Genomic DNA, 12571 nt, shown 5'->3' with positions numbered 1-12571 from the left:
AGCCGTGGACCGAAGTTAAGTCTTTCAACATTCCGGCGCCGTGCGGCCACGTCGGCCGCCCGACGGACGACCCCGTGGCGTTTAAGGTGGTTCCCGTGAATAGCACAGCCATGTCCGACGTACTCGCCGAAAACCTCTCGGGGAAGTCCGTGATGGGCTCCGACGGGACGGAACTCGGTATGTTGTACAACATCACGATGAACCTGAAGACGGGTGCCCTGAACGATCTCCTCGTCTCTCCGAACGACGAGTTCCCGGTCGGCGACTCCCGCTTCCAGCAGGACGAACAGGGGCGGCTCCACGTCCCGGTCTCCCGCGTGCAGGCCGTGAAAGATTACATCGTCATCGACCGGTAGATGCACGTTCTGGACTCTTCTGCGTTCATCCACGAGTACCACACCTCCGAACAGATGGCCTCGATTCCGGCCGTCGAGGAGGAACTCGAAGACGAGAGCGCCTACCGCTACGACGCGATGGAGGGCGCGGGGATGCACATCCACATCCCGGCGGACAACACCGTCGAAACCATCGAGCGCGCAGCCGCCGAGACGGGCGACGCCGGGGAACTCTCGGCGACCGACGTGCGCCTGATCGCCGCCGCTTTCGAACTCGACGGCACCCTCGTCACCGACGACTACGCGATGCAGAACGTCGCGGAACATCTCGGCGTCGCCGTCGAGGTCATCGCCCGTGATGGCATCTCGGAACAGCGCAACTGGCGCTTCCAGTGTCAGGGCTGTGGTCGCGAGTTCGACGACCACCGCGACCGCTGTCCGATCTGTGGGAGCGATCTCTCGCGCAAGAACCCGGCCTGATACGGTCTGTTGTCGGGCAGTCTCGGTGGTTCGGCGAGACGGGTCCGCGAAGCACCGGGACACAGTCACAGCGATCCGTATGGACCGTCTCCCGTCTACTCGGATTCGCGCCGCGGCGCCAGCGCCGCGACCGTCCGCTCGGTCGTCGTCTCGTCGGCCCCGTCCGGCACGACCACGATAGGGTGGTCGACGACGTCCAGTCCGGCGACGTTCCGGAACTGCTCCCGCGCGCGGTCGGGCGTCCCGGCCACTCCAAGCGCGTCGACCATCTCCGCGGTGACCGCGCCGCGGGCGGCGTCGCGGTCGCCCGCCCGCCACGCCTCGGCGATCCGTTCGCTCGCGTCGGGAAACGCCGTGGCGACCGCCCGGCGATACCCCTCGCCGCTCCCGACGTAGTACGCGAGATGGCCCCGGATGGCCGCGCGGGCGGCGTCCGGGTCGTCGTCCACCGCCGCGGGGACGTAGGGCGCGACGGTGACCTCGTCGGGGTCGCGCCCGGCCTCGCGTGCCGTCTCGGCGACGGTCCCGAAGGCGTCGGCCAGTTCCGTAAACGGGACGTTGTGTGGCAGCCAGCCGTCGGCGACGCGGCCGGTGGCCCGGCGAGCGGCCGGCCCGAGCGCCGCGGTGTAGACGGGGACGTCGGCATCGAGCGCCGGGAAGTCGGCGACTGCGACGGTTTCGCCCTCGTACTCGACGCGACCCTCGTCTCCGGTGAAGGCGGCGACGAGTTCGGCCGTCTCGTGGAGGCGACGCACCGGGCGGTCGTAGGGCCGGCCGTGCAGGTCCTCGATTGCCTTTGGCGTACTCGGCCCGATTCCGAGGCGGACGCCCGCCGGCGCCACCTCGTCGAGCGACGCCGCCGCGGCCGCGAGCGTCGCCGCGGACCGGGAGAAGACGTTGACGATGGCGGTACCGAGGGTGAGTTCGTCGACGACGGCGGCGGCGGCAGTCAGCGTCACGAACGCGTCCCGCCCCCAGAGTTCGCCGGTCCAGCAGGCGTCGTAGCCCAAGTTCTCACAGCGGACGGCGAACTCGCGTGCGTCGGCCACCCCACCGCGTGGGATCACGACTCCACGTGACATACCCCCGCTGGGAGCGGCGACGGCATATATCCCCGCCCCGAACGGAGGCGCATCCGGGTCGTCATGAGATAGCGCACCTTGGCCGGATTCGAGCGGATCGACTCGTCGACGTCGCTCCCACTGGCGTCGTGGCCGACCCCCGTCGTTGACGTTCCGTTCGCGGATTGAGCCGGTGATCGACCGCCGGCCGCGGTGGCGATTACGCCCCGAACGCACCGGCTGGGGGCGCGGCCGTGTCCGGTCGGTGCCACACCCGGAACCCTTTTTGACGTCGTGTGTCCCACGTCACCGTATGGCTAACGACGACCTCCGCGAGGCACAGAAACCGCTGAAGGAGACGTACGAGGCAGATCCCGAGGCTGCTCGGATCACGCTGACGGCGACGGGCGACGAAGCCGCGGACGCGACGAGCTGTAGCGTCGAAGTCGGCGAAGCGGTCTACGAAGCGGAGCTCCACGAAGGCGCGGGTGGGTCGGGGACGGCGGCGTGTTCGGGCGACCTGCTGCTTGGGGCACTCGCCGCCTGCTCGCAGTTGACCGCCCAGGCGGTGATCGAGAACTTCGGCGTGGACGCCGCGGTGTCGGTCGACGTCGAGGGCGACTTGGATCTCCGGGGAACGATGGGCGTCGCCGACGTCCCGGTCGGCTTCCAAGACATCCGCCTCGACGTGACGCTGTCGGGGAATCTGGACCCCGAGACGGCGGCCTCGATTCGGGACGCGACCGAGCGGTACTGCGTGGTGTATCGGACGCTCGCGGACGCGCCGAGCGTTGCTACGGAGTGGACCTTCGAAGAAAGCGCCGAGGGTGAGATTTGAACTCACGTGTCCTGACGGACAGTTGCTCTCGAAGCAACCGCCTTGGCCGGGCTAGGCTACCTCGGCTCACCAGGACGTGGGAGAGCGGGCGTTTAATCGGTTTCGGTTCACCGTCGGCGGTCGATCGCGGCGAGTTCACTGCGTCACGCGCCGTTCGGTCCCCGACTCGCCACGGTTCCGCTCGCTTCGTCGACGGTGCGCCGCGTCGGCTGTAACCGACTACGGGTCGGTTCCGTGCGGAGCGTCGTCGCTCCGCCGAGCGAATTCCGGTCGCTCGCGGCTCGTGGGAATCCCGCGGATTCAAGTCGGCGGGGATCCCAGCGGCGGACATGGCGACAATCGACACGGCGATGAACGCGATACACCTGTTGGTCGCCGGGCTGTGGGCCGGAAGTGTGCTCTTTATCGCACGGGGACTGTTGCCCGCCGCACGGAACGGGAGTCTGGATGCGGAGCCACTGCGTGGGTTGATCGGCCGGTTCCGCACGGGGTCGCGCGTCGCCTCGCTCGCGCTCTTTCTGACCGGTGGCCACCTCGCGGGGACGCGGTACACCGCCGAGAGCTTGCTCGGATCGACGCGAGGCTACCTCGTCGTCGCGATGGTGGTGCTGTGGTTCGTGATGACTGGCCTGATCGAAGTGGGATCGGGGCGCCTCGTCGACGGCCTGAACGAGCGGAAGGTCCGGGATCCCGCCAGGGCAGCGACACCGTTTCTCACCGCAGCGGCAGTGGCTGGCATCGCGTTGCTCGCCATCGGCGGCGTCTTGCTCTGAAACCGGGTGATTCCCACGCCCGTGCAGCCGTTCAGGTCGTGCCTGAAAACAGTAAGTACCGATTAACTAACACGTTTGTCCGAGCAGTCCCCTTCGGGGACCGCGTCACACGCTCCCCATTCCCCTATGACGAGATGTCCAAACTGCGGGACGAGGATTCCCCGAGGACGGATCGTGGACCGCGACGGGCGACGACCGTACGCGGAGTGTCCTGACTGTTGGGAAGTACATCCGGTGTCGTCGCCGCCGACGTAGCGGCGCGACACCGGGAGAGTGGTGGTCACGTCGTCGCGGGGTGCGGCGACCCCGTCGGCTCACGGCCGCGGTCGGGACGGGGGTCGACCGGGGCCGTCAGCCACGCGCCGGTTGCGAGTCGCCGTAGACGATTCGTTCGACGATTTCGTCGAGGTCCGGTGGTGTACGGTCACCAGTCGGTTCGTCGGCTGGCACGTGCGGTACGAGGGTCACTTGCCATCACCCCGGGCGTACGTGACGGCTTCCCAACTGAAAAGCATCACGGCACTACCGATAGGAACTCCGGACGAGGTCCGCGACGGCGACGATGGCGACGCCAACCGTGGCCGCGGCGCCGCCACCGACGGCGACGGCCGTCTTCACCAGCGTCCGTACGGCCGAACACGAGAGTTCCAGACTCCCGGTACCGGTGGAACCGACGACCATCGTGTCCGCCGGACCGCCGGCACAGGAGACGAGGAATCCGACCGCCGCGCCGGTGATCAGGTACAGAAAGATCGGTGCGAATATCGTCACGCCGAGGAGTGTGCCGACCCATCCGAGAACGTCTCGATACATGGTCGCTCGTCCACGGGCGGACACTAAGGCGGTGTGGTCCCGTTCGATCCGTCGAACCGCACCCTTTTTATTTTAGGTGTCCCTAAAGACGCTCGATGCCCACTGGTACGCGGTCGGGAACGGACGACGACGGGAAGCCGGAGATGCCGGACCGACCGACGGTGTCGGTCTGTGAGAGCTGTCCTGGCCGCGCCGTCTTCATGGAATCCGGAAACACCGACGGTTGGATCGCGAGCGACCTGACGGTCGAACCGACGCAGTGACGAGTCAGGTGGGTTCTTCCTCCGCCCTCGCCACACCGCAGACCTTCCGCGAAGCGGCTCGTTCGACTTCTCGATTCCTGAAACTACGCGTCCGGAGTGTCGTCGTCCTCGCGTGAGCAACTCACGGATGGTACGCGAACACAGCGGGCTGGGCGGAGGTGGCCGGCCGTGAGGTCCGAACTGCGGGGCCGTCGTCGAGCCCGCGGGGCGGAACGCACCGAGGGTACGAGGCGCCCGCGACCGGCGATGGCGGCGTTCGGAACCGTGTGCACGCCGATCGCCGGAGTGCGTACGCTCGAGCGTGCAACGACGTACGACGGCTACGTTAGTTCGTCGACCGCCGTCACCACTCGTTGACGAGCGTCGGGACGACGACGCCGACGCCGATCAGAGCCGCGAGTTCGAGCAGTTCGTTCGCCGTGACCTGCTGGACCAGATACCACGCGGTCAGGCCGAGGAACATGAACAGGACGATGATCTTCGTCTCGGTGTCGAGGAGGGCATCGCGGGCCATACCGACGTGACGGCGTGACGATCCGTGAGGCTATCGTATGGTGACGTAGGTGAGGAAAGCGAGCGCGACGAACTGCAGGGCACGCATGGCGAGGACGGCCACCTGTGCGGTCGGATCGGCGGCGTACAGCATCCCCGAACTGAAGAAGAATCCGATGGCGACGACGTTCTCGACGACGAGGACGACGGCAAAGGCGACGAGACCGAGGGTGAGCGGCGTGCCGAACTGGCGGTAGTTGCGCCACCAGACGGCCCCCAGCGCGGCCAGTAGAACGATGTTCAGCCCGGAGAGGGCGCTCGCTATCGTGAGGGTCGGGGTCATGAGTGCCATGTTAGACGTGCTCCGTGATCTCCTCGAACTGGTCGCGGTGTCGGTCGAATCGGTCGGTGAGGAAGTAGAGCCGGCCGTACTCCTGCTCGCCGCTCTCGATCACGCCGTGATCTTCGAGCATATCGAGGTGGTGGCGTACGGAGTTGTAATCGATCCCGAGTTCCTCGTGTAACTGGTTGGCGTTGCGCGGACGCTCGTCGAGGAGTCGGATGATCCGCGCGCGATTCTTCCCGCCGCGCGTCCCGGCGAGCAGATACCAGAGTGCCTTCTCCATCGGGGGCCGTACGTGGTGAGAGGGAGGCACGGGCAAAACGGTTCGCCCGACTCGTACGAATCGTCGTGACTGTGTCCGGGTGGATCGCCCGCGCGCTACGGTGATCCCCCGGTACTGACCGACAACGAGCCGTCTCACAGCGATTCGGGATCGATCGATCGGGACACCCACCCGCTCGGACCACTGGGGAAGGCACGTCGCTCGTCTCCGGGCTGGAGGGTCCCGGTGCCGTCGACGGCGCGGACGACCACCTCGTGGGGTCCCGACGGCTCGTAGCGATAGACCCACTGGCGCCACACGTCCTCGTCGGGGAGCGGATCGGAGAGGTCGGCCGCGGCCCAGGTGTCGCCGCCGTCGGTCGACACTTCGACCCGCTCGATCCCGCGGGTGCCGGCGTAGGCCGGCCCGGCGACCTCGACGCGCCCGTCGCCGCGGCGGTTCGTCGCCCACAGTTTCGCCACCGTGTTCACCGGACCGGTGCCGTGCCAGCCGCGTTCCTCCCAGTAGCCCGTGGCCGGTTCGTCCAGAATCTCGATTTCGGTGAGCCACTTGACGTTGATCTCTCCCCAGTGACCGGGGATGAGCGCCCGTGCCGGCGCGCCGTGAGCGCGAGGGAGCGGTTGGCCGTTCATCCCCACCGCGAGGAAGCCGGTTTCGAGCGCGTCGACCGGAAACTCCTCGTAGAAGCCGTCGGCCGCGCGGAGCATCACGTAGTTACCCTGCAGGTCGGCCGGGTCGAGCAGGTCCATCAGCGGCACGCCGGTCCAGAGCGCGGTGTCGAGTTTCCGACCGTTGAGCGTCTCGCCGACGCAGCGAAGCGAGGCGAACTGGTGGTCGTGCTCCATCGCGTCGACGTCCTCGAAGGTGTAGGTCGTCTCCTCGCCGACTGCGCCGTGGATCCGAAGCGACCAGTCCTCGCGTGCCGGATCGGGGTCGACGTTGGCGATGTCCACCCGGTAGAAGTGGTCGCTGACGAGGGGTTCCAGCCCCTCGACGTCCAGCGACTTCGCCTCGGCGTCCGCGAGGAGGGCCGCCACGTCGTCCGGAACCGGCGCCGTCGGGACCGGTTCGGCGGGCGCGAACGCTCGCCGACCGCCGACGCCGAGAACGCCCACCGCGAGGGCGGCGACACCCGAGAGGAGCGTCCGCCGCGCGCCGTCGGTCCCGTCGGATGTCGCGCCGGCGCCGAGGTCCACGACGGTCGAAACCACTGCCGCGCCGACGGCCGCACCGACCGCCGAATCGGCCACTCCGGAGAGCGCAGCGGCGACGGCACCGACGGCGAGAGCGACGAGGACGGGCGCGATCAGCGGTCGATCTCCCCGCGCCGCGGCGACCCGGGCGCCGGCGAACACGACGCCCAGAAGGGCCGCCGTGGCCACGAGGCCGCCGCCGTAGGCCAGGTCGCGCCCCGGATCGCCGAGAACGGTGATGGCGAACGTGACGAGAGGACCCGGCGCGAGCGTAACCGTCAGGTTCGCGATGGTCGCCGCGACGAACGTCGACGAGCCGCCGACGACGGCGTACGAGCCGGCGACGGCCGCGATACCGCCCGCGAACGCGACGACGGCGGCGAAGAGGGGCCGCCGCCACGTGGTCGGGATCATCGCGACGTCACCCGGGCGATTCGCGGGGGGACGAGCCGTGCGGGTCCGTGCATACGGCGGTGGAGGCGGGCAACGGCGTAATTCGTTTTGCAAGGTCCACCCGAACTCCGTCTAGAGTTCGTTTCGACTCCCGCCCCGAAAGACAGTAGACGATGGCCCGCCGCGTACCGACGAGAGTGTCCCGGACCCGCAGTCGCTTCGCGCTCGCCGGCGTCGTCTACGCCACCCTGCTGGCACAGGTGCTCCTCTACCCCGGTATCGACGCGCTGGTTGGGGCGCTCGGGGCCGAGACTGATCTCGACGCGAGCATGTGGTTTCTCGCTGCCGAGTTCGGTGCCTTCGTCGTCTTCGCCGTCCCTTGGGGACTGGCGAGCGACGCCGCCGGCCGCCGAGTGCCGTTCGTCGCCGCGGGGGCCCTCCTCGGCGCCGCCGGCTACCTCCTTCTCGCCGTCCTGCCCGGCCGTCTGGGACTCTCCTTTCCCGCCGTGCTCGCGCTCCGGGCGTTTCAGGGGGCGGCGACCGTCGGTGCCTTCTCCCTGGCCATGACCATGCTCATGGATCTGGAGGGTTCGCACGGCCGGAACATGGGGGCGACGGGCATCGCCATCGGCCTCGGCACGGCCACCGGCGCGCCCCTCGGCGGCGTCCTCTACGGGGTCGGACCGTTCGTCCCGCTGTACGTGGCCAGTGGGGTGTTCCTCCTGGTTGCCCTCTGTGTCCCGTTCGTGGTGGACCGGGCACCCGCAGCCCGTGAGCGGACGTCGCCGTTCGCGGGGCTTCGCCGGACGCCACGGCTCGCGCTCCCCTACGCCTTCGGCTTCGCGGATCGACTGACCGCCGGCTTCTTCTCCCTCGTCGGGACGCTCTACTTCCGCACCGTCTTCGACCTGAGCCCGGCGGCCACGGGACTGACGCTCGCGCTGTTTTTCGCCCCCTTCGCCCTGTTGCAGTACCCCTTCGGGGTCGTCTCGGATCGGATCGGCCGAACCGCACCCATCGTCGCGGGGTCGGCGCTGTACGGCGGGGCGGTGGTCCTCGTCGGCGCGGTGGCGAGCCTCCGGACCGCACAGGCCGGGATGGTGCTGGTCGGCGTCCTCGGTGCGCTCATGGTGCCGGCGACGCTGGCGCTGGTGACGGACCTCGCGGACCCGAGCGAGCGCGGCGTCGCCATGGCCGGGTTCAACATCGCCGGAAGCGTTGGCTTCCTCGTCGGCATCGTCGCCGGCGGTCTGGTCGCCGACACCTACGGCTACCGGACGGCCTTCCTGGTAGTCGGTGGCCTGGAAATCGCGCTCGCGGCGGTGACGCTCCCGGCCTTCCTGCGGGTGGAGCAGGGGTGGGTGGCCGGGGGGCGTTAGAGCGCGTACACGACCCGTTCGCCGGTGTCTAACCCGTTCCGGACGGCGGCGTGCAGGCGGGCCTCGCCCTCGACCCAGTCGCCGAGGACGTAGAGGCCGGCGTCCTCCGCGGCGGTACGGGCGCCGCGCCGGAGGCCCGATTCCGGGAGCGCGTACCGCCAACCCTGGTGGTCGGTCCAGGTGGGGTCGCTCAGTCGGCCGTCGTCGAGCAGCGACGCCGCGTGTCCGGCCAGCTCCGCGACGTTCTCGGCCGGGTCGGCGTCGTAGCGCTCCACCGACCACTCGTGGTTCGCCTGCACCACCAGCACCGACTCGCCGTCGGGGACGTGGCCGGGCTTGCACTCCTCGCGGGCCACCCAGCCGACTGGGTGCCCTTTGTCGGTGTTCACCAGCGCGTAGTACGGCCTGTCGAGTTCGAAGGGGTAGCCCAGCACGGCGGTCCAGACGGACCGGTAGTCCACGTCGCGGGTGGCCGAGAGCAGGTCGGCACGAGCCTCGCTCTCCCAGTCGGCCGTCTCCAGAAGTGCCGCCGTCTGCGGTGCCGGCGGGTTGAGCAGGAGGACGTCGAAGGGACCCCACCGCTCGCCCGCGGCGTCGGTCACCGTCCACGCGTCGCCCGCCCGCGCGATTCCTTCGACCCGGGTGCGCCGGTGGACCGTCGCGTCGGTAGCGCCGAAGAGGTGTTTGGCCAGACGCGTCAGCCCTGTCCGGTAGGTCCACTTCCGCTCGTCGGCGTCCCGGCCCTCGCTCACGGAGCCGGTGCGGTCGAAGGCGTAGATGTCGCCCGCAACCTCGACGAGGCCGTCGTCGAACGCCGAGACGAGGTCGACCACCCGGTCGTCGTCGTCCTTGAGGTAGTTGGCGCCGTAGTCGTAGGTCACGTCGTCGCGGCGACGGGTCGCCGCGCGGCCACAGAGACCACCCGACTTCTCAAGAACGGTGATCGAGGCGTCTGGGACCGCGCCGTCGACGAGATACGTCGCCGCGGCGGCGGCCGCCCCCGCGCCCACGATGCCGATATCGGTCATACCCCCACTACGGGCGGAGCGGCAAAACTCCACGGACCAAAGCAGTCGTCCGCCCACGCCGGATTCGGGAGTCTGTCCGCCCCGGGCACGTTCGACGCGTACACCGACGGCCGCGACGATGCCCGCATCGGGCCTCCTTCGAGGCGTCGCTGGCGGGCGACTTAGTCGTCCGCGCCGGCCGCCGCGTGCGCACGACCGATGGCCTTCCAGCGGTTCGAGCGGACACGAGCGACGTTCAGTCCGGCGGGGACGGCCGATTCGACGACCATCGCCACCAGCAGTGCCGTGGCGCCGAGGGGTGTGACGAGGCCGAGCGCTGCAACGGGGAGCGCACAGCCGTACCGCCCGAACAGTGAGGTGAGGAAGGGGTAGCGAGTGTCGCCCGCGCCCCGGAGCGTCCCGGTCGCGGAGCCGTCGACGCCGAGGAAGGCGACGCTGACGGCGGCGGCGGCGACGAAGGGACCGGCGACGGCGACGACGGCCGGGTCGTCGACGAACAGCCCGGCGATCCGACCGGAGAGGGCGAGGACGGCCGTCGTGGCGACGACGTACACCGTCGCCGAGAGACGGACGATGGCCCGGGCGTAGGCCTCGGCGTCGGCCGCGTCGCCGGCCCCGAGTCGCTGGCCGACGAGCGTGCTCGCGGCGATGGAAAAGCCCCAGGAGAAACTGTCGATCAGCGTGCGGACGCGCCGGGCCACCTCGTAGGCGGCGACGACGGCCGGGCCGAAAGTAGCCGCGATGGCGACCAGCGGGAAGGCAACGAGCATCTCCGCGGTGCGTCTGGCCATCAGAGGTGCGGAGACGGCGAGTAGTCGTCGGGTGAGGGGGACGGCGCCCTCGAAGCGGGTCGTCGCCCGCGTGACTGCGACGGGGCAGGTCCCGCGGCCGAAGTACGACCGGCCGGAGAGCCCCCACGCGAAGACGAGGGCGACGACGCCCGTCGCGAGCGAGGTGCCAGCGGCGGCGCCGGCGACGCCGAACCCGTAGCCGAAGATCAGGACCACCGAGAGGACGACGTTCGCCAGCGCACCCCCGGCACGGACGACCATGGGCGTCAGCGTGTCGCCGACGCCGGCGTAGGTACGGCTGGCGATCAGGTTCGGGAACTCGAAGAGGAGGGCGGGCGCGACGAGGGCGAGGTAGGTGGCCGCGTGGCGGAGGGGCTCCGGTTCGGAGCCGAAGACGGCGACCAGTTCGGGCGCGAAGGCGGCGTAGGCGGTGGCGATAGGCGCCGCGACGACGAGGGCAACGGCGAGGGAGACGCCGACAGCGGCGCTCGCCCGAGCCGAATCCTCGGCGCCGTAGGCCTGCGAGACGAGGGTGACCGTCCCACCCGCGAGCCCGATGCCGAGGAACTTCCCCACCTGCCAGTAGACATTGGCGAAGGCGAGACCGGCGACGGCGGCGGTGCCCACGTCCCAGCCGACCAGTGCCAGGTCGACCGTGCTCTTGGACATGATGGCGAGGCCGGTGACGATCCGCGGCCACGCCAGGTCGAACGTCTCGCGGAAGCGACGGGGGTCGATGATCCCGGCGCGGTCGAGGGCGCGAGCGACTGTGTCGAACGGTCGGCCGTCCATCGGGCGCCGTTACGGCGGCCGCGTATTGGAGGTTTGCAATCGGCCCCAAAACACATCTGTCACCCGACAGAAACGGGCGGATATGCTGCAGGCGGAACTCGAAGTGTGTCGCGACTGTGGCATCGTTCACATGGAAGGCGGTCCCGGCCCGGACCACGTCGACGAGTGTGCGGCCTGTGGCGGGCGCGTCGACGAAGTGGCGTTCGACGACCTCGTGGGATTCTGACGGGAGCGACGCTCGCGGCCGTCAGGCGACCCGGTTCCGGAGGTCCTCGCCGGCCTGGTACTGGTCGAAGATTTCCATCACGAGGTCGGCGATGTCGAGGTGGTAGCGGTTGGTAGCGGAGCCGCGGTGGGGGGAGATGATGACCTCCTCGAAGTCCCAGAGCGGGTTGTCCGCCGGGAGGGGTTCGGTCTCGAAGACGTCGAGGCCGGCACCCGCAATCTCCCCGACGTCGAGGGCGTCGATCAGGGCGTCTTCGTCGGCGATGGGACCGCGGGCGACGTTGATCAGGTAGGCGTCGTCGCGCATGGTCTCGAACTCGGGGGTCGAAAACATCCCCTCGGTCTCGGGGGTGTGCGGGACGGCGATGGCGACGAAGCGGGCGTCGGCGATGGCCTCGTGGAGGTCGTCGGGATGGTAGAGTTCGGCGACGCCGGGAACGGACTCGTCGGAGCGGCGGACGCCGACGACGTCCATGCCGAGGGCGTCCGCACGCTGTGCGATGCCCCGGCCGAGGGTGCCGAGGCCGACGACACAGAGTCGCTCGTTCTCGACGGTGAAGGGGCGTTCGTACTCGGGTTCGAACCAGTGGTTCTCGTTCTGGTGATCGCGGTAGATGTGGAGCATGCGCGCCAGCGACACCATATACCCGACGGCGATTTCGCCGACGGTGGTGTCGTGGATGCCCGTGCTGTTGGTGAGGGGGACGCCCTCGGTTTCGTAGGCCGCCGTGTCGAACTCGTCGTAGCCGGCACGGATGCAGTGGACCCAGCCGGCGTCGAGGAAGGCGTCACGGGGGCGGAACGAGGCCACCGCGTCCGTGCGGTCGAACGCCTCGTCGTCGTCGACGATGTCGACCGGGACGTCGAGCTCCGCGAAGGCCTCCGCGAACGCCTCGACCGGAATTTTGGTGGATACCGACTCGTGTACACAGAGCCGTTCGAGCTGCGGTCTCTCGGACATGTGTCAGAAATCCCGGCTCTGGCTATTCAACGTTTCGACAGATGACGACGAGGACTTAGCTATCTGTCCCTATCTTTTTCGACAGATGACGACGAGGACTTAGCCGTTTGTCCTTACCTTTACAACCC

Annotated in this window: 16 protein-coding genes and 1 tRNA gene; 7 read left to right on the top strand and 10 right to left on the bottom strand. The window is 69.1% G+C overall.

Annotation, left to right across the window (positions count from 1 at the left end; all coding sequences use genetic code 11):
* The first annotated feature begins 110 nt into the window (after window positions 1-110).
* Both V8686_RS01220 and V8686_RS01215 read left to right on the top strand, forming a co-directional pair.
* Entirely contained in the window at window positions 111-356 is a 246-nt protein-coding gene (locus V8686_RS01220) for a PRC-barrel domain-containing protein (RefSeq protein ID WP_251329278.1), read from the top strand.
* Window positions 357-815 carry an NOB1 family endonuclease gene (locus V8686_RS01215; RefSeq protein ID WP_379702065.1) on the top strand — a complete coding sequence of 153 codons (459 nt, stop codon included), beginning with the start codon at window positions 357-359 and terminating at the stop codon, window positions 813-815.
* Between the two features lie 95 nt (window positions 816-910).
* Here V8686_RS01215 and V8686_RS01210 read toward each other — a convergent pair whose 3' ends face one another.
* A complete protein-coding gene (locus tag V8686_RS01210) occupies window positions 911-1897 on the bottom strand; it encodes an LLM class flavin-dependent oxidoreductase (RefSeq protein ID WP_379702063.1) in 987 nt (328 codons plus the stop codon).
* A gap of 292 nt (window positions 1898-2189) precedes the next feature.
* On the opposite strand from V8686_RS01210, the gene V8686_RS01205 reads away from it, so the two are divergent.
* Complete coding sequence (locus V8686_RS01205; protein ID WP_379702061.1) at window positions 2190-2714, top strand: OsmC family protein; 525 nt, start codon at window positions 2190-2192, stop codon at window positions 2712-2714.
* On the opposite strand, the gene V8686_RS01200 is transcribed toward V8686_RS01205, so the two are convergent.
* Window positions 2696-2780 (bottom strand) — tRNA-Ser (locus tag V8686_RS01200). The genes V8686_RS01205 and V8686_RS01200 overlap by 19 nt on opposite strands.
* 263 nt (window positions 2781-3043) lie before the next feature.
* Between V8686_RS01200 and V8686_RS01195 the strand changes: the two genes are divergently transcribed.
* Window positions 3044-3487 (top strand): CopD family protein, encoded by a 444-nt coding sequence (locus V8686_RS01195; RefSeq protein WP_379702059.1) that lies wholly within the window; start codon window positions 3044-3046, stop codon window positions 3485-3487.
* A gap of 522 nt (window positions 3488-4009) precedes the next feature.
* Here V8686_RS01195 and V8686_RS01190 read toward each other — a convergent pair.
* Window positions 4010-4300, bottom strand: coding sequence for a hypothetical protein (locus V8686_RS01190; RefSeq protein ID WP_379702058.1), 291 nt, complete (start codon window positions 4298-4300; stop codon window positions 4010-4012).
* Between the two features lie 95 nt (window positions 4301-4395).
* Here V8686_RS01190 and V8686_RS01185 point away from each other — a divergent pair, with 95 nt between their 5' ends.
* Entirely contained in the window at window positions 4396-4563 is a 168-nt protein-coding gene (locus V8686_RS01185) for a hypothetical protein (RefSeq protein WP_379702056.1), read from the top strand.
* A 343-nt stretch (window positions 4564-4906) separates the two neighbouring features.
* On the opposite strand, the gene V8686_RS01180 is transcribed toward V8686_RS01185, so the two are convergent.
* The 4 genes from V8686_RS01180 to V8686_RS01165 all read right to left on the bottom strand — a co-directional run bounded on the left by V8686_RS01180 (window position 4907) and on the right by V8686_RS01165 (window position 7288).
* A complete protein-coding gene (locus tag V8686_RS01180; protein ID WP_379702054.1) occupies window positions 4907-5077 on the bottom strand; it encodes a hypothetical protein in 171 nt (56 codons plus the stop codon).
* A 30-nt stretch (window positions 5078-5107) separates the two neighbouring features.
* Entirely contained in the window at window positions 5108-5407 is a 300-nt protein-coding gene (locus V8686_RS01175; protein WP_379702052.1) for a hypothetical protein, read from the bottom strand.
* Window position 5408: 1 nt separating this feature from the next.
* Window positions 5409-5681, bottom strand: a complete 273-nt coding sequence (locus tag V8686_RS01170; RefSeq protein ID WP_379702050.1) for an ArsR/SmtB family transcription factor — start codon at window positions 5679-5681, stop codon at window positions 5409-5411.
* Between the two features lie 134 nt (window positions 5682-5815).
* The gene (locus tag V8686_RS01165) at window positions 5816-7288 is read right to left on the bottom strand and encodes a molybdopterin-dependent oxidoreductase (RefSeq protein WP_379702049.1); all 1473 of its coding nucleotides are present in this window, start codon (window positions 7286-7288) and stop codon (window positions 5816-5818) included.
* A gap of 176 nt (window positions 7289-7464) precedes the next feature.
* Between V8686_RS01165 and V8686_RS01160 the strand changes: the two genes are divergently transcribed.
* Window positions 7465-8646 (top strand): MFS transporter, encoded by a 1182-nt coding sequence (locus tag V8686_RS01160; protein WP_379702047.1) that lies wholly within the window; start codon window positions 7465-7467, stop codon window positions 8644-8646.
* Here the strand turns inward: V8686_RS01160 and V8686_RS01155 are convergent.
* Both V8686_RS01155 and V8686_RS01150 read right to left on the bottom strand, forming a co-directional pair.
* Window positions 8643-9674 (bottom strand): NAD(P)/FAD-dependent oxidoreductase, encoded by a 1032-nt coding sequence (locus V8686_RS01155; RefSeq protein WP_379702046.1) that lies wholly within the window; start codon window positions 9672-9674, stop codon window positions 8643-8645. The genes V8686_RS01160 and V8686_RS01155 overlap by 4 nt on opposite strands.
* A gap of 161 nt (window positions 9675-9835) precedes the next feature.
* Entirely contained in the window at window positions 9836-11257 is a 1422-nt protein-coding gene (locus V8686_RS01150) for an MATE family efflux transporter (protein ID WP_379702044.1), read from the bottom strand.
* 82 nt (window positions 11258-11339) lie between these two features.
* Here V8686_RS01150 and V8686_RS01145 point away from each other — a divergent pair, with 82 nt between their 5' ends.
* Complete coding sequence (locus V8686_RS01145) at window positions 11340-11483, top strand: hypothetical protein (RefSeq protein ID WP_379702042.1); 144 nt, start codon at window positions 11340-11342, stop codon at window positions 11481-11483.
* Between the two features lie 21 nt (window positions 11484-11504).
* On the opposite strand, the gene ddh is transcribed toward V8686_RS01145, so the two are convergent.
* Window positions 11505-12443, bottom strand: coding sequence for a D-2-hydroxyacid dehydrogenase (gene ddh / locus V8686_RS01140; RefSeq protein ID WP_379702040.1), 939 nt, complete (start codon window positions 12441-12443; stop codon window positions 11505-11507).
* Window positions 12444-12571: the final 128 nt, after the last annotated feature.

This window comes from Haloplanus litoreus, from assembly GCF_045690335.1.
GTDB classification, from domain to species: domain Archaea; phylum Halobacteriota; class Halobacteria; order Halobacteriales; family Haloferacaceae; genus Haloplanus; species Haloplanus litoreus.
The sequence above is the reverse complement of the archived record's forward strand: the minus strand, read 5'-3'. Positions and strand labels throughout refer to the sequence as shown.

Coding starts and splice junctions, on each gene's coding strand:
- V8686_RS01155 (WP_379702046.1), bottom strand. CDS start 9,674: ATGACCGATATCGGCATCGTGGGCGCGGGGGCGGCCGCCGCCGCGGCG.
- V8686_RS01220 (WP_251329278.1), top strand. CDS start 111: ATGTCCGACGTACTCGCCGAAAACCTCTCGGGGAAGTCCGTGATGGGC.
- ddh (WP_379702040.1), bottom strand. CDS start 12,443: ATGTCCGAGAGACCGCAGCTCGAACGGCTCTGTGTACACGAGTCGGTA.
- V8686_RS01180 (WP_379702054.1), bottom strand. CDS start 5,077: ATGGCCCGCGATGCCCTCCTCGACACCGAGACGAAGATCATCGTCCTG.
- V8686_RS01175 (WP_379702052.1), bottom strand. CDS start 5,407: ATGGCACTCATGACCCCGACCCTCACGATAGCGAGCGCCCTCTCCGGG.
- V8686_RS01145 (WP_379702042.1), top strand. CDS start 11,340: ATGCTGCAGGCGGAACTCGAAGTGTGTCGCGACTGTGGCATCGTTCAC.
- V8686_RS01205 (WP_379702061.1), top strand. CDS start 2,190: ATGGCTAACGACGACCTCCGCGAGGCACAGAAACCGCTGAAGGAGACG.
- V8686_RS01215 (WP_379702065.1), top strand. CDS start 357: ATGCACGTTCTGGACTCTTCTGCGTTCATCCACGAGTACCACACCTCC.
- V8686_RS01185 (WP_379702056.1), top strand. CDS start 4,396: ATGCCCACTGGTACGCGGTCGGGAACGGACGACGACGGGAAGCCGGAG.
- V8686_RS01190 (WP_379702058.1), bottom strand. CDS start 4,300: ATGTATCGAGACGTTCTCGGATGGGTCGGCACACTCCTCGGCGTGACG.
- V8686_RS01210 (WP_379702063.1), bottom strand. CDS start 1,897: ATGTCACGTGGAGTCGTGATCCCACGCGGTGGGGTGGCCGACGCACGC.
- V8686_RS01150 (WP_379702044.1), bottom strand. CDS start 11,257: ATGGACGGCCGACCGTTCGACACAGTCGCTCGCGCCCTCGACCGCGCC.
- V8686_RS01170 (WP_379702050.1), bottom strand. CDS start 5,681: ATGGAGAAGGCACTCTGGTATCTGCTCGCCGGGACGCGCGGCGGGAAG.
- V8686_RS01195 (WP_379702059.1), top strand. CDS start 3,044: ATGGCGACAATCGACACGGCGATGAACGCGATACACCTGTTGGTCGCC.
- V8686_RS01165 (WP_379702049.1), bottom strand. CDS start 7,288: ATGATCCCGACCACGTGGCGGCGGCCCCTCTTCGCCGCCGTCGTCGCG.